The following is a 20287-nucleotide window of genomic DNA, read 5'->3' on the forward strand; positions in this document are numbered from 1 at the left end:
GACGAGGCCTGCGCGGCTGCAGGTCTTGCAAAAATCAAGGGCCGGTTGCCGCAATGAATGATTCCGAAATCTCGCACACCAGCGCGGTAAGCCGCTCGGTCTTGCGGACGGTGTGCCCGTTTCGCTGAAATATCAGGTTCGGACAGTGGCGAACGGGGCATCGGCCTCGCACGATCCGGCTGTCCGCGCCGCCCATTTCGGAACCTGCCCGTCGTTACATGCGCTGTTTTCGAAACGAATTCTTCCTGACGATCTTATCGCCGCGGAAGTGGAAAATGTCGCATCCCTTGACCTCGATATACTGACCGCCTGTGTTTGTGCCGGTAAATGTCCATTCCGAAACGCCGCGCTCGCCGCTGATAAAGTGGCGGGCGTTCTTCCAGCGTGCATCGGGGACCGTCTGCCAGGCCAGCATGAAGCCGCGGCGGACAGCCTCGCGGCCTTCAAATGTGGTCCCAGATACGTCGTTGCCAGTGCCAGACTCGAACACGCAATCGTCGGTCATGAAGGACATGAGGGCGTCGATGTCATGCCGGTTCCATGCGTCCGCGAAGGCTTGAAGGACATCAATTGTCATTTGCGGGATCGTCATTGAAGTTAGCTCGTTATTGTTCTTTTGCATCAGGTGCTCGCGCTACTATGCTTCCGCTTTTGTGAGATCGGCGAGGCCAAGCCTCGCGTAGAGAAATTCGGCCATCAGAGTTTCGACATCAGTCTTGCCGCCATCCTTGCGGTCGACAACCGCAGTTCTCAGGTAGAAATGATTCTGGCCCGCGATTTCGACGCCGACCTTGGTCATGTGTTGGCGCATCTCATCGACGCCGCCAAGGATGAGGCCGTTCATGCGCTCGGGCGTGGAGGGGGCCCTTTTTATTCGGCCTTCGCTGAATAGAGATCGACAAAGCGCTCCCGCAGCAGGTTCTTCTGCACCTTGCCCATGGTGTTGCGCGGCAATGTGTCGACAAAGATAACGTGCTTGGGCTGCTTGAATTTTGCCAGCCTTCCCGACAGCGCATCGAGGATGGCGTGTTCGTCCACGGCCGATCCGGGCGCCCGCACCACGGCGGCGGTGACACCTTCGCCAAAGTCGGCGTGGGGAACGCCGATCACCGCGCTTTCGGATACGCCCGGGATCGCGTCGATCTCGGTCTCGATCTCCTTCGGATAGACGTTAAAGCCGCCGGTGATGATCAGATCCTTGCCGCGGCCGACGATATGGAGATATCCCTGCGAGTCGAGCTTGCCGAGGTCGCCGGTGATGAAGTAGCCGTCGGGTCGGAATTCGGAAGCGGTCTTCTCCGGCATGTTCCAGTAGCCGGAAAACACGTTCGGGCCCTTCACCTCGATCATTCCGACTTCACCCGTGAGGAGCCGCGCGCCGCTATCGGGATCTGCGACCCGAACCTGGACCGCGGGCAGGGCGCGACCCACCGAGCCGGCGATACGTGGACCGTCATACGGATTGGAAGCGATCATGCCGGTCTCGGTCATGCCGTAGCGCTCGAGGATTTCGTGACCCGTCCGCGCTTTCCAGTCGCGATGAGTCTCCGCCAGGAGGGGGGCGGAGCCGGCGACGAATAATCTCATTTTGGCGGTCGACTGCTCGTTCAGATTGGTACTCTGCAGCAAGCGAACATAGAAGGTCGGCACACCCATCAGCACCGTGGCCCGCGCCATCGCATCGAGGATTCGTTCGGCATCGAACTTCTGCATGAAGATCAGGCGCGCGCGGGCGGCGAATGTCACGTTGCAGGCTACAAACAGACCATGGATATGGAAGATCGGCAGCGCGTGGATCAGGACGTCGTCACGCGAGTAGTGCCATTCCTGAACGAGCGTCATGGCGTTCGAGACCAGATTGCCATGCGTCAGCATGGCTCCCTTGGAGCGGCCGGTGGTGCCGGACGTATAGAGGATGGCTGCGAGATCGTCCTTGTCTCGCCGCACCGTATCAAAATGGGTCGGGAAAGCGGAAGCCGCGTCGACGAACGATCCATGGCCGTTCTGATCGAGAGTCTCGACGCGCCCACCCGCCATCGCCGCGATGGCACGTAGATCGGAAGCTTCCCTGGGATCGCAGACGATCAAGGTCGGCTGTGCATCGCGGATAAAATATTCCGCTTCTGCCGCAGTGTAGGCCGTGTTGAGCGGCAGATAGACCGCACCTGCCCGAAGCGTCGCGAGATACAGCGCGATGGCCTCGACCGATTTTTCTACCTTGGCCGCGACGCGGTGCCCGGCACCGACGCCGATGCTTGCGAGGTAGTTGGCGAACGAGCCGCTGAGGTGGGCAAGGTCGGCATGGCTCAGCGCGGAGCCATCCTCTTTCTCTATGCAGATCGCCGAATCGGAATCCACAGAGGCCAGCAGACGATCGTACAGGTTCCAGGTCATGATGTGCTCTTTCGCGATTGGGTTTGGTTACCGGGGACGAGATCGCGCGACGACAAATTCACCCACAGCGATTTTTTCACGGCGTCGGCGGCGACGACGGTGCCATGCTCGGCAAAAGCCTCGTGGTTGGCCTCGATGTGATCGAGCGCGTAGAGATAGTTGACCATCATCCCGAACGATTGCTTCACCCCCTTCTCGGACGGATCGCCGAGAAAGTTGAGTCGCTCGAGGCGGGCGCCGTTGCCGAGATGGAAGCGGGCGACGGGATCGACCGGCTTGCCGGACGACTGCTTCGCCTTCAGGAAGTAGTAGGCGGCAAGCGAGGTCAGGGCATCCTTCGCCGCTTCGATGTTGTCGCCCTCTTCTAGCGCTGCGAGCGCGCGGCGGGTCTCCTCGTCGAGCGCCGGCGAGGCTTCGGTCTTGAGCTCGCGACGGACCCAGCCCGCAAAGCCCGGGCCTGGCGACAGGGTGACGAAGGTCTTCAGGTTGGGCAGCTCCCGCGCGAGATCCTGCACCACCTGCTTGATCAGGAAGTTGCCGAAGGTCACGCCGGCAAGACCCTTTTGCGTGTTCGAGATCGAGTAGAACACCGCTGTGGTGGCTTCGCGCGCGGCGATCGCCCGGCGCGACTTGTCGAGCAGCGGGCCGATCGCACCCGGGATATCTTTTGTGAGCGCGACCTCGACGAAGATCAGCGGCTCGTTGATGAGCTGCGGGTGGAAGAAGGCGTAGCAGCGCCGGTCCGAGGGCTCGAGGCGGTTGCGCAAATCGTCCCAGTCCTGGATGGCGTGGACCGCCTCGTACCGGATGATCTTCTCCAGGATGCTGGCGGACGTATTCCAGTCGATCGGGCGCAGCACGAGAAATCCGCGATTGAACCAGGACGAGAAGAGGTGAACAAAATCATCGTCGACCGCCTGCAACTCGGGATGAGCTGGAAGCAGCGATAGTAGAACTTGGCGCATTCGCACTAGGGCGGCGGTGCCGCCCGGGGCGAGGTTGAGGCGCCGGATCAATTCCTGCCGACGCGGCTCAGCCGCGGTGTGCAGCGCTTCGAGGTTGCTGCGGTCACCGTCCGCCTTGCGCTGATAGGCGGCGACCGCGAGCTCGATCGCGCGGCGGTCGGGCCCGAACCGGTCGGCAAGCGAAGAGAGGAACTTCAGTCGCTGCGGCTCTGCAGCGTCTGCGAAGGCACAGAGCAGCGATTGCGCCAGCGCGACGCCTGATGCTTCCCCGCGCCGCGACAGCAGCGCTTCGCCCAGGACTTCGAGATCACGATCCTCGGCCGGCTCGCGCAGCGGCTTCCTGCCGAGCACGGCGCGGCCGCGCTCGGTCAGCGTCTCGATCAACCCTTGCAGGAATTCGGGCGCTGCTATTCCCGTGGACTTGATATCTTTCAACATGGCTCGTCACCGTTTTGATTATCGGGTAGGCGGTCCCATGACCAGATTGGGTAACCAGGTGGAGATCGAGGGAACGAAGCAGAGCATCACAACGGCCAGTGCCATGAGCAGAACGAAGGGCAGCGTTCCCCAGATTACGTCGCGTAAGGGAATGTCCGGTGCGATGTTCCGGATGACGAAGATGTTGAGGCCAACCGGCGGATGGATAAGGCCCATCTCCATCACGATGGTCATCACCACGCCGAACCAGATCAGGTCGAAGCCCGCATCCTTCAGCGGCGGCAGGATGATGGGCGCGGTCATCAGGATGATGGAGACCGGCGGCAGGAAGAAGCCGAGTACCACCACCAACACCAGGATCGTTCCGAGTAGAACCCATTTTGAGAGCTGCATCGCAACGATCGCCTGAGCCGCTGCCTGGCTGATATGGAGATAGCTCATAACGTATGAGTAGAGCAGCGACATGCCGATAATCAGCATCAGCATGGTCGATTCTCTCAGCGTCGATTCCAGGATCGGCCTGAGATCGGCCGAGCGCCACACTCCGTAAATCGAGGCGATCAGGGCCAGTGCGAGGATTCCGCCGAGGCCCGCAGTTTCCGATGGCGTCGCGTAGCCGCCATACAGCGCGATCATCACACCACTGAGCAGAACAATGAAGGGTAGGACACGCGGCAGCGCGCCGAACCGCGCCGCCATCGTGAATCGCTCTTGCGACAGGATTGCGTGCTGTTCGAGATCTGCCTGATAGGCTCGCCGCGCTGCAGCGTATTCGGCCTTGAACTTCAGGACCGCGTAGGTCGCAAACAGCAGAACCAGAAAAAGCCCCGGGCCGATCCCGGCGAGAAACAGGCGCCCGAGCGACTGCTCCGCCGCAACAGCGTAGAGGATCATCGTGATCGAGGGCGGCAGCAGGATTCCCAGCGTTCCGCCGGCTGCAATGATACCCGCAGCAAAGCCGCCGGAATATCCACGCTTGCGCATCTCCGGAATGCCGGCCGAGCCGATAGCAGAGCAGGTCGCTGGAGACGATCCTGCCATCGCCGCGAACAGTGCGCAGGCAAAGACGTTGGCGATTCCGAGCCCGCCCGGAATGCGCCCCATCCAGACATGCAACGCACTGTAGAGATCCTGTCCGGCTTTTGACTTGCCGATCGCGGCGCCTTTCAGAATGAAAAGCGGAATAGCAAGCAACGTGATCGAGGCCATTTCTTCATAGACGTTCTGCGTCACCGTATCGAGCGATGCGCCGGGCATGAAGAAGTACATGAAGATGACGGCGACCGTGCCGAGCGCGAGCGCAATCGGCATGCCCGAGGCCATGATGGCAAGCGTCGCGCCGCCATACATCATTCCGATGGCAAACGTGTTCATTTGCCCCTCCATCCGTCGATCGCTGATACGAACTGGATCGCGATCTGCAGTGTCAGCAGCGTCATGCCGAGTGCCATTGTGAAGTAGGGAATCCACAAGGGTGGTGCCCAAGTTGATCCAGAGACCTGCCCATCGACCCACGCCTCGTGCAACAGTGTCCAGGATTTCCAGGAGAAGAAGCTGCAGAACAGAACGCTTGCCGCATCCACTACAAGCCTTCGGATGGCGTTTCCATGGGGCGACAGATAGCCGGTAAATGCCTCGATTCCGATATGGCCGCGGCTGGATTGAACGAAGGCGGTCGACAGGAACGTGCCGCCGACGAGCAGGAAGACCGCGGCCTCATCCTGCCAATAGGTTGCGGCATTGAAGAAATAGCGCGCAGCGACGCTGTAGCTTAGGATCGCGCTTGCGACGATGAGGGCGATCGAGCAAATCACAACGATCATCTTGTTCAACACGGCCATGGCGTTGTTGATATTCGCCATGATCGAGCCGGGTCGCGATGCCGTCACAATGACGGAATGGTCGAGGTCAACACCGTGCGCACTCATGATCCAGCCTCCATCGCAAGCTTGATCAGGCGAGCGCAGTTTTCACTCTTGTTGGTGTAGTCCTTCCAAGCTGTTTCACGCGCCAGGTTTCTCCAATTCCTGATCACACCGCTATCGAGATCGTGGATCGTTGCGCCGGCTGCCTCATAGACTTTTGCCACGCGAATATCGTCCTGTACGGCCGAGGTGCGGCCGTATTCTTCGAGTTCGGCGCCGACCGACATGATGATGTCGCGTTCCTCGGTGGAAAGACGATCGAACACGGCCTTCGACATGAGGAGTGGCTCAAGCATGAACCAGTAGCTCTTGGCTCGTCCGGTTGTCAGATGCTTGGCGATTTCTTCCAATCTGAACGACATCAGGCTTGTGGACGAGGTGAGCGCGGCGTCGCAGGCACCGGTCTGTATTGCTGCATAGAGTTCATTGGAGGGGAGTGAAAGAACGGAGGCGCCGGCGGCCTGTAACACCAGATCCATCTCGCGCGAGCCGCCACGGATCTTCATGCCTTTAGCATCGGCAACTTCGACCAGTGGACGTGAGCGGCTGGCGGCACCGCCTGCCTGCCAGATCCAGGTGACAATGACGACGCCCTTTGCCAAAAGAAACTTGCTGAGTTCCTGGCCGATTGGCTTGTTCTTCCAGCCAAGGCCTTCGTCGTAACCGGTGACGAGGCCCGGCATCAAACCGATGTTGAGTTCGGGAAGATCGCCGCCGGCGTAGGAAATTGGTATGAGGCTCATGTCGAGCGCGCCTTTCCGCATCGCCGAGAACTGCGCGTTGGTCTTCATCAGCGATGAGCCGGGATAGACGTCTGCGGTCATCGCTCCCTTGCTGCGCTCCTGGATCAGCGCCGCGAATCGTCGGCAAAGCCGGTCCCGAAAATCGCCCTCGGTGGCAGTGCCACCAGGAAACTGATGCGAGATTTTCAGTGCTGTTCCCGCGCGGACACTTTCGAACTTGAGCACGGCCGGCGCAGCGATTCCGAGCGCAAGAGCCCGTCGTCTTGAAATATTCATTCCATACCTCCCATGGTGTTATTGCATTTTTATTTGCTATTTTTGTATACAATATAGATTGAATTGCATTATGTATGTTTTGTCAAGCCCGTGGTATAGAAAAAATCGGGTAGGTGTATGCAATGAGCCAAGCCTTCAGACTGAAACAGTTGATCGAGGATGCTGTAATTGCGGGGGAATTTCTCCCCGGCGATCGGCTGGACGAAGCTTCGTTGGCGGAGCGATTCGGAGTGTCGCGGACCCCCATCCGGGAAGCACTGCTTCAGCTTGGTGCTGAAGGCTTCATCGATGTTCGGCCACGCCGCGGCGCGATCGTCAGCGTCCCTTCACCGACCAGATTGTTCGAGATGTTCGAAACCATGGCGGAGATTGAAAGCGCCTGCGGGCGACTTGCGGCACGTCGCCTGACTCCCGACCATGAAGCAGCCATTGAAGCAGCGCATCGGGGCTGTGAAATTCCGGCGAAAGCAGGCGATAGCGAACGCTATTACGAAATGAACCGCCTGTTTCACGAGGCGATCTACCGCGCCAGCCGGAACGAATTTCTGGCCGATCAGGCGTTAGCACTGCACAAGCGGTTGAGCGCTTATCGCCGCATCCAGCTGCGCGCGCGCAACCGGCTTATGCAATCGCTGCAGGAGCATGCCGGTATTCTTGAGGCGATCCGCGCCGGTGACGAGCAACTGGCGGCAAGCCGGCTTCACGACCATGTCCTGGTGCAGGGTGAGCGGTTCTCGGACATGGTACTCGGACTGGCGGGGAATGGCCGATCGGCTGCCGCTGGAAGCAGGCGTGGGACGAAATAAGGGCGTTCATCGCCTGCGGTCGAATCTTTCACCGCCGGTTTAAACTGGCGACATCACTCCAGCGCGCCGTATGTCCTCATCGCTTGGATACCATCCACCACCGGCACCTGAAGCTATGTCTGGTCAACATCAAGGGAGATAGTCAAATCCTGAACTAACATTTTGATCGGACCACGCCGCAGGGTGTCGGTCAGCATTGGTGGGAATTCTAATCGGATCTATTGATGACCAGTGTTTCGCCAATGAAACGACCACCATAGATAGAAACAAACGTGACCGAATATCCGCTAACTCGTTGATTTGTCGCAATCGTCTTGGTTGATAGGCTCGCTCATAACGGTCTGGTTGCAGGTTCGAGTCCTGCCGGGCCCACCAATCCGTCGGTTGCTGCTACCGAGTGTTCTTCGCGGATCGGCGCGAGGGGAGGGTGATAACCGTCTCAATGTCGGATTTCTTCACCGGCTTCCCATGCTCGTCAACCAGTGCGACGAAGAGCTTTTGTCCCGTTGTCTTTGATCGGAGTGTCAAAGGCCCGGAGCCGTTGCCGATCCACTGATCGCTCCATTCAGTCAATGCCATGAAGGATAGGCTGAGTGACTGGCCCATGTCGGTGAGCGGATATTCAATCCGCGCCCGCTGCCCATCCTCGCGATATTCCTGTCGTTCCATGACGCCGGCTTCGACAAGCCGCGCGAGGCGATTGCTGAGTACGCTTCGGGGGATTTCCAGCTCGTTCTGAAAGTCATCGAACCGCCTGAGCCCGTACAGCGCTGATCGGAGAATAACCAAGATCCAGCGGTCGCCGATCAGCCCAAACGCTTTCCAGAGGTTGCAATCGCCGGGCGGGACAGGTGAGCGGCGGATAAGGGGAGTATCGGTCATGTGCGCCACTTTATCTGAGTTGCAAAATTGGATCTAGGTAGTTATAACCTGAGTTCATAATTTGGACTCAATGGAAGATGACATGCCTCTCATCACGATAAAGGCTCCAGCCGGCGTATTGAACGCGGAAATCAAGGCCGCTCTGGCCAGAAATCTGGTTTCGGCGGCCGCGGAATGCGAGCAAATCCCCGACGATCCCAAGAAACGCGCTCTTTGCATGGTCATGATCGAGGAAGCGGCTGCCGGAAACTGGACTTTTGGCGGCCTCGATCTGTCGGACATGCTGATATCGTTTGTCGCCACAGTGAACCTTGCCAAAGGTGTTCTCGACGATCGAAGCCGGGTGCGGTTTGTTGAACTGGCGCATAGAGCCATCATTGAGTCGCTCCCTGGGGAGAAGCGCAGGATCAGCACCTCCATCATCATAGACGAAGTTGAGGATGGGATGTGGGGTGTTGGCGGAAGCCTCTGGGGTTTGCGCGAGCACGCTGCCGCATCCGGTTACAAGCATTTGCAGCATCTTGTCGTCAGTCGTTGACGTCAACAAGCAGCCCCGCTGTGCGGGATGCAGGGCCGGTTGCTCGCTTCATGCGTTGAGGCTGGCCGCTGTCCATCGGATGCGGAGCCGCTCTTCGAGCACTCTAGCCTGTGATACTAAACAAAGGAGTCTGATGATGCCGGATCGGTCAATGAACAAGGACGATGCTCTCGAGGATTTCACGGCTCGGGAGATCACGCTCAATGACGTCACAAAGATCGTGCATGTCGCTGGAGCCGGACCCGCTGTGATCGTCATGACGGAAATGCCTGGTATCAGCCCACATGTCGCTCGCTTCAGCCGCTGGGTCCGCGACGCAGGGTTCACTGTGTACATGCCATCGCTGTTCGGCCGTGATGGCGCCTTGCCGGGCGCGGAGGAAGGCGCAATGGTTTTTCAGCGAGCCTGCGTCAGCGCCGAGTTCCGTGCGTTTGCTGCCAACGAATCCAGTCCGGTGACTGTATGGCTCCGGGCGCTGGCGCGACATGCGCATGAGGAGTGTGGCGGCCCGGGAGTAGGTGCGATCGGAATGTGCTTCACGGGAAACTTCGCGCTTTCAATGATGCTGGAATCCTCAATGCTGGCGCCCGTCGTGTCCCAGCCGTCGTTACCGTTGAACGATCCAGCTGCTACCGGCATGTCCACTGACGAACTTGCCGCAGTTCGGGAGCGTCTCGAGAGGGACGATCTCACGGTCATGGCTTATCGCTTCGCGGGAGACAAGTTTTGCAGAGCCCAGCGATTTGCCGCCTTTTCCGAAGCGCTCGGCGACCGTTTTGTGACCCACGTACTCCCGGATAGCGCAGCCAATACGGACTTGCCTCCATTCTTCGCAACCCATGTCACCACTCCCCACAGCGTGGTGACAGCGCACCTGATCGACGAAGCGGGGCAGCCGACCATTGCCGCGCGAGACGAGATCCTGTCGTTCTTTGCTCGCCGGCTCAATTCATGACTAAATACATGCGGTCTTAACTGGTTCGAGGCGGAGCATGAAAATTGCGGTTATGGGCGCCGGCGCCGTCGGCTGCTATTTCGGTGCAATGCTCGCAAGGGCCGGGAATGCAGTGACACTGATAGGCCGGTCTCAACATGTGGAAGCGATCAGGCAGCATGGCCTCTTGCTCGAACACCGCGAGTTCAAGGATCATGTGCAGGTATTTGCCACGACCGACGCCGCTGGTGTCACGAATGCGGACGTCGTTCTGTTTTGCGTGAAATCGGCTGACACGGAAGCCGCAGGGTGTCTGATCGCACCTCACTTGAAGCACGGTGCGGTGGTCTTGTGTTTGCAGAACGGTGTCGACAATGCCGATCGCCTGCAAGCCACGATTGATCAGGCTGCTGTGCCAGCGATCGTCTACGTCGCGGCCGAAATGGCTGGACCCGGTCATGTCAGGCATCATGGCAGGGGCGAGTTGATCATCGGCGCTTCGCCATCAAGTACAGGTATCGCGGCAATCTTCACACAGGCTGGCGTACCTACAGCGGTCTCCGACAAGGTTGCCGATGAACTTTGGGTCAAGCTCATTACGAACTGTGCATACAACGCGTTGTCGGCGGTCGCGCAACTGCCTTACGGGCGGCTGTTCAAAGTCAACGGGGTAACGGAAGTCATCAGAAGTGTTGTACGTGAATGCGCGGCGGTCGCATCGGCTTTGGGCGTTGCCGTGCCGGGGAACATCGGTGAGGCCGTGTTGGCCTTGGCCGACTCAATGCCAAATCAATACTCATCCACGGCGCAAGATCTGGCGCGTGGCAAGAAATCGGAGATAGACTATCTGAACGGGTATGTCGTTCGAAAGGGAGGGGAGCTTTCGATTCCAACGCCGGCCAATCTGACGCTCCTCGTCATGGTCAAGTTGCTTGAAGAAAAAGCCGATGAGTAATCCGACTGGCCGACAGGCTGGCGCCTGCCGGCCAATCGGGGGTATCAATGTCCATTGAAGTGCGCAGGCCGGCGCTCGAGGAACGCATTGATTCCTTCGCGGATATCATGTGTGTGTACAACGCGTGCGAACTGATTGGCCTCCACGGCCAATCCCTCGTCGATGGAAAGGTTAATGCCACGCGTGACGCTCGCGAGGCAGGCACTGACGGCGATTGGAGATTTCTCGATAATTGCCGCGGCGAGACTCTTTGCTCGTGTCAGAAGCTGGACATGCGGCACGACTTCATTGACGAGTCCAATGCGCGCGGCTTCTTCCGCGGAGATCGATTCGCCAGTCAAAATCAGTTGCAACGCGCGCTTTCTGCCAATGTGGCGTGGCAGACGCTGCGTTCCGCCGAACGGGGGAGGGAAGCCGAGGTTGATCTCCGGTTTGGCAAAGCGGGAACGGTCGCTTGCGATAGCGAGCGGACACGCTTCGACGACTTCGCATCCGCCGCCGAAGGCAAGGCCATTGACGGCTGCGATAATCGGCTTTGGAAAATTTTCGACACGTCTGGTGAGGGCTTGTCCACGCCCCACAAAATCGCGCATCGCCGTTGTCATGCCGGCTTCAACGCTCGACGAGAATCCAGCAATGTCAGCGCCTGCGCTGAAGGCTTTCTCGCCGGCTCCGGTCAAGATTACGATTCGGATCGAGTCGTCCCGTTCGATGGCGTCGAGGTGCTGCTGAATTGCATCGATCGTCTCATAGTTCAAGGCATTGAGTTTGTTCGGGCGGTTGAGGGTAAGCGTGGCGATGCCATTCTCTGTTTCGATCAGGACGGGGCGTTCGGCGGACGTGGTCATGATTATCTTCCTTGTCGTGAGTTGACCGGACGTTGCAGCCATTACCGGGGGCAGACAAATTGATAATCTTCTCCGATGCATGAGAAATGTTCACTTCGGCAGACAGCCGTGATGCTGATAAGTTACAATCAGTCTTGAAGAGGAACGGGCTATGCGCCTTCGGCTGCCCCCATTGAACGCGCTTCGTCTGTTCGAGGCATCGGCTCGGTTGCTCAGCTTCAAGAATGCGGCCGAAGAGCTTCTGCTCACGCCCAGCGCGGTCAGCCATGGCATCCAATCCCTTGAGGCGTGGCTGGGAGCTTCGCTTTTTATACGAACCACGAAGGGGCTCGTGCTTTCGGAGGCTGGAACTGCGTACTATCCGATCGTTCAGCAGGCTCTCGAATTGCTGGCGAACGGGAGTGCGAAAATTGCCGGGAGGTCCAGCCTTGGTCAGCTCTCGATCAGTACGGCGCCTACATTCGCCGTCCGCTGGCTGCTACCAAGACTCCAAAAATTTCGCGAGCTCCATCCGGAGATTCACGTCATCATCGATACGGCTCAACAACGAACCGAGTTGTCTGAGATCGGCGTTGACCTTGCTATTCGAATGGGAAAAGGCAATTGGCAGGGCGTCGTTGCCGACAGGCTGTTGACGGAAGAGATGGTTCCGGTGTGCTCGCCCCTTATCTACGGTCGCGTGCGTGATCTTGCGAATATTGAGGAAGCTCCGCTGATCCACGTGACAACAGTCAGTGAGGATTGGGAGGCATGGGCGCGTGAAGCGGGCCGTCCAGGGCCGGATCCTGCGAAGGGACTACAGTTCGATACAATACAGATGGCGTTCGAAGCCGCACGCCAAGGCTTAGGCGTCGCTATTGGACGAAGGCCTCTGGTCAATTCGGAACTGGCTTCCGGTGACCTCGTCGAAGTATGGCAGGCCGTTTGCAGCACGACTTCTTACTGGCTGGTCGGCGCGGAAAGCAGGGCCGACGATCCACGAATTGCCGCCTTCCGCTCATGGATACTCAGCGAGGCCGCAGCGCCGGTCGGGTGAATTGCACTCGTCTGGTTTGCAGTATCATTCAATTGAATGTGTCGTTTGAGGCGTTAGTCTTCCTCCCGACTGATCGCTAGCTTGAGGCTGGTTCAATTTTAATGTCCCGCGCTCTCCTTCAGCCTTCGAACAAGGGAGGTGTTGAGTCTGCGTGTTGGAGCTGGAGCGAGTTTAATGTCTTCTCGTAATGCGGCGAAGCGGGCGCGCTTTCGCGCTCTTCATCAGGACGGTTGTTTCGTTCTTCCAAATCCCTGGGATACCGGGGGCGCGCGAAGATTGGAAAAGCTCGGATTTAAAGCGTTGGCTTCGACAGGAGCGGGCTTTGCGTGGTCAATTGGGCGGGAGGATGGTCAGGTATCGCGGGATGAAATGCTGGGTCATCTGCGGACCCTTTGCGCCGCCACCGACCTGCCGGTCAACGCAGATTTTGAAACCGGCTATGCGGATCACGCTGATGGAGTGTTTGCCAATGTTCTGATGGCTATTGATACCGGGGTTTCCGGGCTTTCGCTCGAGGATCGGAATGGCCCGGACCTTCTTGACTTCTCGATAGCTGTTGAGCGGGTTCGCGCGGCAAGACGCGCCATCGATCAATCCGGCGAAGATGTCATTCTTGTCGGGCGATCAGAAGGATATTTTATCGGACGGCCAGATCGCTCGGATACGATTGCCCGTCTTGTCGCATATTCAGAGGCAGGTGCTGATTGTCTCTATGCACCGGGCGTAAAGGAGCTGACGGACATCGCGAGTATTGTTGCGGCCGTCAGGCCCAAGCCGGTCAATGTCATGATAACGGGCCCCAGTCCGAGCGTGGCTGATCTCGCTGCCGTTGGAGTCCGCCGGATTAGCTCTGGAGGCTCTCTTGCCGCAGCTGCGTGGAGAGGCTTTGATGCCGCCGCAAAGATGTTGCTCGACGAAGGGCGATTACCGCCGCGACGATAATGCGAGAATCCAACCTTCTTCCCTCTAGCCCGCGTTTGGTCGGGTTAGAATCTCGTTTTGTTGACCGCTCCCGAGTTGAAGCGGTCCCTCCAGTCAAACCAATCAAGAGGCAATTATGATTGCAGTTATCTTTGAATCATGGCCGGCGCCGGGAAAGATGCAGAGTTACCTCGACATGGGAGCGAAGCTCGGTCCGCAGCTGGAGAAGATGGATGGCTTTATCTCAATCGAACGATTTCAGAGTTTCTCGAATCCAGGCAAGTTACTCGCGCTTTCGATATGGCGGGATGAGGAGGCGGTAACCGCTTTCCGGAATTGGGAGGTCCATCGCGGTGTCCAGTCAAACAGCCGCAAGGATGTTTTTACGAACTACCGGCTGCGCGTTGCTGCCGTCTTGCGCGACTACGGGATGACGGACCGCGAGCAGGCGCCTGCCGATAGCAAGGTTGCGCATTCGCCGATTTAGCAGTCGCTGCGCAACCAACCCCTGACTTGCAGAAGATTTCTCTTCGCCTTTCCGGTTAGAAGGCCTGTGCCATAACCTGAATGCGTGAACTCGGGGTTTCCGCTCCGGCAGTTTGCTGTTGTCAGATCAAGACCCTTGCTGATATTGCGCGTCACAACCATGCTGTTGACGAGAGGCGCGCAGAATGAATCAGAATGTTGGTATTGTTGGCGTCGGGATTATGGGCACCGCAATGGCGCGCAATCTGCGCGAGGCTGGTTTTACCGTCGTTGGCTATGATCCTGTGACATCGGCAGCCGAGCGTCTTATTACTTTCGGAGGGCAGGCGCTGACATCTCCTCGTGCCGTTGCCGAAGCGGCGCCGATCATCATCATGTCGTTGCCGACGGCCGAAGCGTTGACTGAGGTGATTAGCGGCGTCGATGGCATCGCTCAGGCCGATGGGGTCGGTCAGATCGTCATCGAATGTTCCACGTTGCCGCTCGATATCAAGCAGGCCGCGTTCGATATCATGGCGAAGAATGGCAAGATTCTCCTCGATTGTCCGATTAGTGGAACGGGTGCGCAGGCGGTCGCAAAGGACCTCGTGATTCTGGGCAGCGGCGACAAGAAGGCTTTTGAGCTTTGCGCTCCGGTTTTCGCCGGCATGTCCCGTGTACAGCATTACCTTGGGCCGTTCGGCCGTGGCAGCATTATGAAGTACATCGCCAATCATCTTGTCACGATCCATAATGTGGCGGCGGCGGAAGCCATGGTTCTGGGTATGAAGGCTGGTATAGAGCCCGCCGTTGTCTACGATACGCTCGCGGACAGTGCAGGCACCTCGCGGATGTTTCAGATGCGCGGCCCCTTGATGCGCGATGAAAGTTATGACGAGCCGACCGCGACGATCCGTATGCAGCTCAAGGATATATCAATCATTGACGCTTTCGCGGCGGATCTCGACTGTGCATTGCCGGTCTATGCGGCAGCATCGCAAGTCTACCACGCAGGTTCTGCGCTCGGACGCCGGGAGCAAGACACGGCAGCGGTCTGTGCTGTGCTTGAGACGATGCATGGAATTGACCGAAAGAAGCTCAGGTCGTAGAGCAGTCGGTGCTTTCGCTTCTCATTCGCTCGATTGAGCTTCACCGAAGGGTAGGGTCGGTATGGCCGATCTGACAATCATGGTCGCGCCGAATGGCGCGCGCAAGGGCCATGCCGAACATCCCAATCTGCCGCTGACAGCCGACGCGATCGCAGCGGATACGCTCGCGTGCAAGAGCGCCGGTGCGCAAGCCATTCATATGCATGTTCGCGATGCGGATGGCCGTCATACGCTTGATGCGTCGCGCTATCTAGCCGCCACCGAAGCCGTGCGGCGGCTCGCCGGTCCTGAGTTCGTTGTGCAGATTACAACCGAAGCGGTCGGCATGTTCAAGCCGGACGAGCAGATCGCCGTGGTGCGAGCGGTTTGTCCCGAGGCTGTCAGTATTGCAATCAAGGAATTGATCCCGGACGCAAGCGCGGAAAGCGCAGCTGCTGGCCTGTATCGATGGGCGCACGAACAGCGGATTGCCGTTCAGCATATCGTTTATGCGGCGAACGAATTCGATCATCTGCTCGATCTCATGAAGCGCGGGATCATCCCCGGAGATCGCCATTCCGTTATTTTTCCGCTTGGCCGCTACGCCGCAGCTCAGGAAAGCGACCCCGCTGAACTCGCTCCCTTCGTTGCGAAGGTCCGGGATAATGGAGGCGGTGAGCGTTTCGATTGGTGGGTTTGCGCGTTTGGGGCATCCGAGACGGCATCGTTGGTCGCCGCGGCGGCCATGGGCGGTCATTGCCGGATCGGATTCGAGAACAGCTTCGTCAATGCAGATGGCAGCCGGGCCGACAGCAACGCCGAGCGCGTCCATGATCTGCGGGCGGCGTTGTGCGGAATTCACCGCCCGCGTTCATCGCGCGCTCAGATACTGAGAGCGCTTGGTAAGCCAGATTAGGTTACCTCGAACGACCTAAAGGTCCGGCTTCGCACTGGAAAATTCGATATTTGAGGGGAGCAATTTTGCGCGCTGCATGCCTCGTGCGGCTCCGTGCTTGCAATTCCGGTTCCGGTGAGTTATTTATCAGGTGATAAAATAAAAAGCCTTCAACAAGCCTACGGGAGTGCAGACATGAAAGTCCTTGGTTTTAACCACCTTTCCATTGGCGCAAAGAACCTCGAAGAGTCCGCTCGTTTCTATCAGACCGTGCTGGGTATGGAGTTGATCCCGACCTACAATTTCGGTTTCAAGACCAGGTACCTGCGTTGCGGGGATCTTCAACTTCATCTTTTCGAACTTGAAGATAGTGTCCCGGTTTATCAGCACTTTGCGCTCGACGTTGACGATTTTCATGCGGCTCATGAGAGGGCGAAAGCGATCGGAGCGCTTGATTTCTCGGCGTTCCGTAATGCCGTCAACGAGTTGCCAGACGGTTGCGTGCAGATGTATCTGCGTGATCCCGCCGGGAATTTGGTCGAGATTGATTGGCCGGATGTGAATACCCTGGATCGTTCGCGTATTCCGGAGATGAAATTGCTGTCCGAGTTTGCGACTCAGGACGACGAGGGATTGAGAGCATCGCTCTATCTCGACCGTCCGCATATCAAGCCAAATGCTCCGAGGAAAGCCGCGGCGAGATAATTTTTCAGGGAGGCGAGTATGTCGGGCACTGTCCACAAGCTTGATCTGGACCGGCGTTCAAACGGTCAAGACGACGCTTATTCAGAGATGCTGGAGCGCGCACACGCGCTCGTTCCAAAGTTGCGCGAGCGTGCTGCAAAGACCGAGGAGATGCGGCGCCTTCCTCCAGAAACCGAACGGGAGCTTCATGAATCCGGTCTGTTCAGAATTCTCCAGCCCAAGAGGGTCGGCGGCTCGGAGCTCGATTATGTAGCCCTTGTTGATTTCGCGGATGTCGTCGCGCTTGCTGACGCGTCGGTCGCTTGGAATCTTGCGAACCTCGCCAGCCATCACTGGATGCTGGGCATGTTCGACGTGCGGGCACAGGATTTGATCTGGAAAGATAACGTCGATGCTCTCATCGCGTCGTCGTTTGTATTTCCCGCCGGCCGAGCAACGAAAGTGGCCGGCGGATATACCCTGTCAGGCCGCTGGCCGTTTTCGTCAGGCGTGGATTCATGCGCCTGGAACATGCTTGCAGGGATCGTTTCGTCCGATGATGATGCGGATGGCGTGGAGTACCGAATCTTTCTGTTGAGGCAATCCGACTACAAAATTCTCGACACGTGGAGTTCGACTGGCCTGAAAGGGACCGGCTCAAACGATGTCGAAGCGAAGGATGTTTTCGTTCCTGACTACATGACGCTCGCGGTGAAGGACGTTGCCGGTGGCGTGACGCCTGGGAGCGCGGTAAATCCCAGTGCGCTCTACACCTTGCCCGTATTCTCCCTGTTTCCATTCGTGCTGTCAGGCGCAGGCCTGGGCAATGCGCAGGCGTGTCTTGATGATTATGTCGGGATCGCCAAGCATCGCGCTTCGACCTACAACCGCGCGAAACTTGGCGACCTGCAAACGACGCAAATCAAGGTCGCGGAGGCCTCCGCCAAAATTGATGCCGCGCGTCTCATCATGCGCCGGACCTCTATTGAGGCCATGTCTGATGCACGCCGTGGCGCTGTCCCCGATCTTCTGGAGAAAACCCGATACCGGCGTGACGGCGCATATGCGGTCAATCTATGCACCGAAGCGGTCTCGACGCTATTTTCGGCGAGCGGTGCGCGCGGGCTGTACACCACGGGTGCCCTGCAACGGCAGTTTCGCGATGCCCATGCGATTAATGCGCACATTGCGTTCAGTTTCGACGCTGCCGGAACCAACTACGGCCGTGTCGCGCTTGATCTCCCATCCGAAAACCTGACCCTCTGAGAGGCCAGGTGATGGTTGCATCGCAGAATTCGGTGGATTTCAGGAATGAGTTGTCGAGCGATAGTTCGCCGATTGATCCGCGCGATTTTCGGAACGCGTTGGGAGCCTATGCGACCGGTGTGACGGTCATCACGGCAGCAACGCCAGATGGCAGGCAGGCGGGTTTGACCTGCAATTCGTTCTCGTCGGTTTCGCTGAATCCGCCGCTCGTTTTGTGGAGCCTGGTGTCCCACTCCCCAAGCATGAGCATTTTTCAGAACGCGAGCCATTTTGCGGTCAATGTATTGGGAGCATCCCAGCAGGGGCTGGCAAAGCAATTTGCCGCGCGCGCCGCCGACAAGTTTGCTGGGGTCTCATGGACGCCGGGTCTTGGCGATGCGCCGGTTCTCGCGGATGCGGTGGCTACATTTCAGTGCCGCAGCGCCGACCGCTATTACGGGGGCGACCACGTTATTTTCCTTGGTGCCGTCGAAGCTTATGATTACAACCGTGCGGAGCCGCTGCTGTTTGCACGCGGAAGCTTTGGTCACTTTGTTCCTGGGTAATAGTCCCAGCAGGTTTTTATGAAAAAGAAGCCGTCAGCATCGGTTGCGCGCGTCAAGCAGAAGCGCCTGTCTCCTGAAGACCGGCGTCAGGAATTCGTTCGCAAGGCAACCGAGTTCTTTTCCGAAGAGGGGTTCAATGGTGGCACGCGCGAACTCGCGCGCCGGTTGGGTGTAACCCAGCCGCTGTTGTATCGCTATTTTCCGAGCAAGGAAGAACTGATCAAGGAAGTCTATCGCAAGGTTTATCTCGAGCCGCTCGACACCGGCTGGGAGAAGCTTCTCACCAACCGCTCGCGGCCCATCCGCGAACGCCTGGTGCAGTTCTACGAGGCTTATACCAATGTAATCTTTTCGCGAAAATGGCTCAGAATCTATCTGTTCTCAGGCCTCAAAGGTCTCGACATCAATCGCTGGTATGTCGGTGTCGTGCGGGACAAGATTTTGACGCGCATCATCAAGGAAGTCAGATTCGAAGCGGGGCTGCCGACGCAAGCCAAGCCGACGGCATCCGAGATCGAAATGGCGTGGGTCTTCCACGGCGGCATTTTCTATTACGGGGTCCGAAGGTACATCTATGAGATGGAGCCGCTTCAGGAAAAAGAAGAAATGATCGCCAATGCAATCGACGGATATCTCGCTGGATTTGCCCGCGTGTCCGGCGATGGCGCCAAGCGGCCAGCTGTAAAATCAAACCGGCTCAATGCTGCCGCTGGCGGCTGATCGCTGAATGGCTTCGAACGTCCGAACATTCATCAGCATTTCTTCATGCGTTACCGGATAGAAGCTTTCGCCTAGCGCCGCCCGTCCGAAGGCTTCCAGGTTTTCGCGCACCGCTGGGTGAGGCTGATAGTAAGCGGTTTCTGGCGCCCGATCGCGCTGAACGCGCGTCACGTCCCAGCCAGTTGGATTTTCCGGATGGGTCCGGTCGCGGATTTCCATCCAGCCCTTTGACCCCAGCAACGCAAGCCGACCCATAAAGGGGGTTGCAAGGACCGCGTTCAGCGTGGCCGTCGTGCGGTTCTCGAATCCGATGGTGATCGAGAGCGTGTCCCCGTTTGCAAAACGGCTCCCGAGCGTAGCAAGCCGCGCCCAGACATGGGTGGGTTTCCCGAGAATCGCGATCGAGAGATCGACCAGATGAATACCGGTCGCCGATAGAGGGCCAACGGGATTCTCCGTATTCGACAGGCGCCAGTTGTCCGGCTGCAGCTTGAGAAACTTGTCCTGACTGAAATTTCCCTCCAGCACGAGCGCGTTGCCGAACTCGCCATCTGCGAACCGCTTGCGCATCTCGATGACGGCTGGCTCAAAACGCCGCTCATGGCCGATGCCGAGTTGCACCTTTGCCTTCGTGACAGCGGCAATGGCCCGTTCTGCATCGGCTCCTGTCGTGCAAAGCGGCTTTTCGCAGAACACATGACGGCCGGATATGGCGGCGGCTTCGATCTGCGCCGCATGGCGATCTTGGGGCGTGCAGAGGATAACGGCGTCGATGTCGGAGCGCGTCAGGGCATCCTCGAAGCGGCTGGATGTTTCAAGGCCCAGCGCGGCACCTTTCGCGCGCATCGGCTCCAGAGGGTCGATGCCCAGCACCGGCCTGATGACCTCGCTGGCCGCAAGATTGCTGGCAATGGTCTGTCCCCACCATCCCAGTCCGACAATGGCGGCTCGGATCATGTTTGA

The 20287-nt window shown here is 58.3% G+C and carries 23 protein-coding genes; 13 read left to right on the forward strand and 10 right to left on the reverse strand.

Annotated features, from left to right (window positions below; genetic code table 11):
- Window positions 1–214: 214 nt before the first annotated feature.
- From AC1Q6J_RS20930 to dctP, 7 genes are read right to left on the reverse strand one after another with little or no spacing between them, the layout of a single operon-like run.
- A complete protein-coding gene (locus AC1Q6J_RS20930) occupies window positions 215–577 on the reverse strand; it encodes a nuclear transport factor 2 family protein (RefSeq protein WP_492281076.1) in 363 nt (120 codons plus the stop codon).
- A 60-nt stretch (window positions 578–637) separates the two neighbouring features.
- On the reverse strand, window positions 638–844 hold the full coding sequence (locus tag AC1Q6J_RS20935; RefSeq protein WP_492281077.1) for a hypothetical protein: 207 nt from the start codon (window positions 842–844) through the stop codon (window positions 638–640).
- Between the two features lie 26 nt (window positions 845–870).
- Window positions 871–2394: a malonate--CoA ligase gene (locus AC1Q6J_RS20940; protein ID WP_492281078.1), complete on the reverse strand. Its 1524-nt coding sequence runs from the start codon at window positions 2392–2394 to the stop codon at window positions 871–873.
- Window positions 2391–3797 (reverse strand): malonyl-CoA decarboxylase, encoded by a 1407-nt coding sequence (locus AC1Q6J_RS20945; protein ID WP_492281079.1) that lies wholly within the window; start codon window positions 3795–3797, stop codon window positions 2391–2393. Before AC1Q6J_RS20945 ends, AC1Q6J_RS20940 begins: the two co-directional genes overlap by 4 nt.
- A gap of 18 nt (window positions 3798–3815) precedes the next feature.
- Entirely contained in the window at window positions 3816–5171 is a 1356-nt protein-coding gene (locus AC1Q6J_RS20950; protein WP_492281080.1) for a TRAP transporter large permease, read from the reverse strand.
- A complete protein-coding gene (locus AC1Q6J_RS20955) occupies window positions 5168–5725 on the reverse strand; it encodes a TRAP transporter small permease (protein WP_492281081.1) in 558 nt (185 codons plus the stop codon). Before AC1Q6J_RS20955 ends, AC1Q6J_RS20950 begins: the two co-directional genes overlap by 4 nt.
- On the reverse strand, window positions 5722–6741 hold the full coding sequence (dctP, locus tag AC1Q6J_RS20960) for a TRAP transporter substrate-binding protein DctP (protein WP_492281082.1): 1020 nt from the start codon (window positions 6739–6741) through the stop codon (window positions 5722–5724). Before dctP ends, AC1Q6J_RS20955 begins: the two co-directional genes overlap by 4 nt.
- A gap of 122 nt (window positions 6742–6863) precedes the next feature.
- On the opposite strand from dctP, the gene AC1Q6J_RS20965 reads away from it, so the two are divergent.
- Window positions 6864–7547, forward strand: a complete 684-nt coding sequence (locus tag AC1Q6J_RS20965; protein ID WP_492281083.1) for a GntR family transcriptional regulator — start codon at window positions 6864–6866, stop codon at window positions 7545–7547.
- Between the two features lie 390 nt (window positions 7548–7937).
- On the opposite strand, the gene AC1Q6J_RS20970 is transcribed toward AC1Q6J_RS20965, so the two are convergent.
- A complete protein-coding gene (locus tag AC1Q6J_RS20970; RefSeq protein WP_492281084.1) occupies window positions 7938–8429 on the reverse strand; it encodes a winged helix-turn-helix transcriptional regulator in 492 nt (163 codons plus the stop codon).
- Between the two features lie 70 nt (window positions 8430–8499).
- Between AC1Q6J_RS20970 and AC1Q6J_RS20975 the strand changes: the two genes are divergently transcribed.
- From AC1Q6J_RS20975 to AC1Q6J_RS20985, 3 genes are all read left to right on the forward strand, one after another.
- Window positions 8500–8967 (forward strand): tautomerase family protein, encoded by a 468-nt coding sequence (locus tag AC1Q6J_RS20975; RefSeq protein WP_492281085.1) that lies wholly within the window; start codon window positions 8500–8502, stop codon window positions 8965–8967.
- Between the two features lie 151 nt (window positions 8968–9118).
- The gene (locus AC1Q6J_RS20980) at window positions 9119–9922 is read left to right on the forward strand and encodes a dienelactone hydrolase family protein (RefSeq protein WP_492281086.1); all 804 of its coding nucleotides are present in this window, start codon (window positions 9119–9121) and stop codon (window positions 9920–9922) included.
- A gap of 37 nt (window positions 9923–9959) precedes the next feature.
- Entirely contained in the window at window positions 9960–10856 is an 897-nt protein-coding gene (locus tag AC1Q6J_RS20985) for a ketopantoate reductase family protein (RefSeq protein WP_492281087.1), read from the forward strand.
- A gap of 44 nt (window positions 10857–10900) precedes the next feature.
- Here AC1Q6J_RS20985 and AC1Q6J_RS20990 read toward each other — a convergent pair whose 3' ends face one another.
- Window positions 10901–11704: a crotonase/enoyl-CoA hydratase family protein gene (locus AC1Q6J_RS20990; RefSeq protein WP_492281088.1), complete on the reverse strand. Its 804-nt coding sequence runs from the start codon at window positions 11702–11704 to the stop codon at window positions 10901–10903.
- A gap of 151 nt (window positions 11705–11855) precedes the next feature.
- Here AC1Q6J_RS20990 and gcvA point away from each other — a divergent pair, with 151 nt between their 5' ends.
- The 9 genes from gcvA (at window position 11856) to AC1Q6J_RS21035 (ending at window position 19324) form a co-directional block, all read left to right on the forward strand.
- The gene (gcvA, locus tag AC1Q6J_RS20995; RefSeq protein ID WP_492281089.1) at window positions 11856–12740 is read left to right on the forward strand and encodes a transcriptional regulator GcvA; all 885 of its coding nucleotides are present in this window, start codon (window positions 11856–11858) and stop codon (window positions 12738–12740) included.
- Window positions 12741–12914: 174 nt separating this feature from the next.
- Window positions 12915–13682 (forward strand): isocitrate lyase/PEP mutase family protein, encoded by a 768-nt coding sequence (locus AC1Q6J_RS21000; protein ID WP_492281090.1) that lies wholly within the window; start codon window positions 12915–12917, stop codon window positions 13680–13682.
- Between the two features lie 115 nt (window positions 13683–13797).
- Complete coding sequence (locus AC1Q6J_RS21005) at window positions 13798–14148, forward strand: antibiotic biosynthesis monooxygenase family protein (RefSeq protein WP_492281091.1); 351 nt, start codon at window positions 13798–13800, stop codon at window positions 14146–14148.
- A gap of 184 nt (window positions 14149–14332) precedes the next feature.
- On the forward strand, window positions 14333–15235 hold the full coding sequence (locus AC1Q6J_RS21010) for an NAD(P)-dependent oxidoreductase (RefSeq protein ID WP_492281092.1): 903 nt from the start codon (window positions 14333–14335) through the stop codon (window positions 15233–15235).
- Window positions 15236–15296: 61 nt separating this feature from the next.
- Window positions 15297–16130 carry a beta-keto acid cleavage family enzyme gene (locus AC1Q6J_RS21015; protein WP_492281093.1) on the forward strand — a complete coding sequence of 278 codons (834 nt, stop codon included), beginning with the start codon at window positions 15297–15299 and terminating at the stop codon, window positions 16128–16130.
- Window positions 16131–16304: 174 nt separating this feature from the next.
- Entirely contained in the window at window positions 16305–16814 is a 510-nt protein-coding gene (locus AC1Q6J_RS21020; RefSeq protein ID WP_492281094.1) for a VOC family protein, read from the forward strand.
- 87 nt (window positions 16815–16901) lie between these two features.
- Window positions 16902–18059 (forward strand): acyl-CoA dehydrogenase family protein, encoded by a 1158-nt coding sequence (locus AC1Q6J_RS21025; protein ID WP_492281121.1) that lies wholly within the window; start codon window positions 16902–16904, stop codon window positions 18057–18059.
- 11 nt (window positions 18060–18070) lie between these two features.
- Window positions 18071–18604, forward strand: a complete 534-nt coding sequence (locus AC1Q6J_RS21030; protein WP_492281122.1) for a flavin reductase family protein — start codon at window positions 18071–18073, stop codon at window positions 18602–18604.
- 18 nt (window positions 18605–18622) lie between these two features.
- Window positions 18623–19324 (forward strand): TetR/AcrR family transcriptional regulator, encoded by a 702-nt coding sequence (locus AC1Q6J_RS21035; protein ID WP_492281095.1) that lies wholly within the window; start codon window positions 18623–18625, stop codon window positions 19322–19324.
- Here AC1Q6J_RS21035 and AC1Q6J_RS21040 read toward each other — a convergent pair.
- Window positions 19292–20281 (reverse strand): Gfo/Idh/MocA family protein, encoded by a 990-nt coding sequence (locus AC1Q6J_RS21040; protein ID WP_492281096.1) that lies wholly within the window; start codon window positions 20279–20281, stop codon window positions 19292–19294. The two genes, AC1Q6J_RS21035 and AC1Q6J_RS21040, sit on opposite strands and share 33 nt — an antisense overlap.
- Window positions 20282–20287: the final 6 nt, after the last annotated feature.

Source organism: Afipia sp. MLSD5-FHT05B12 (assembly GCF_058793355.1).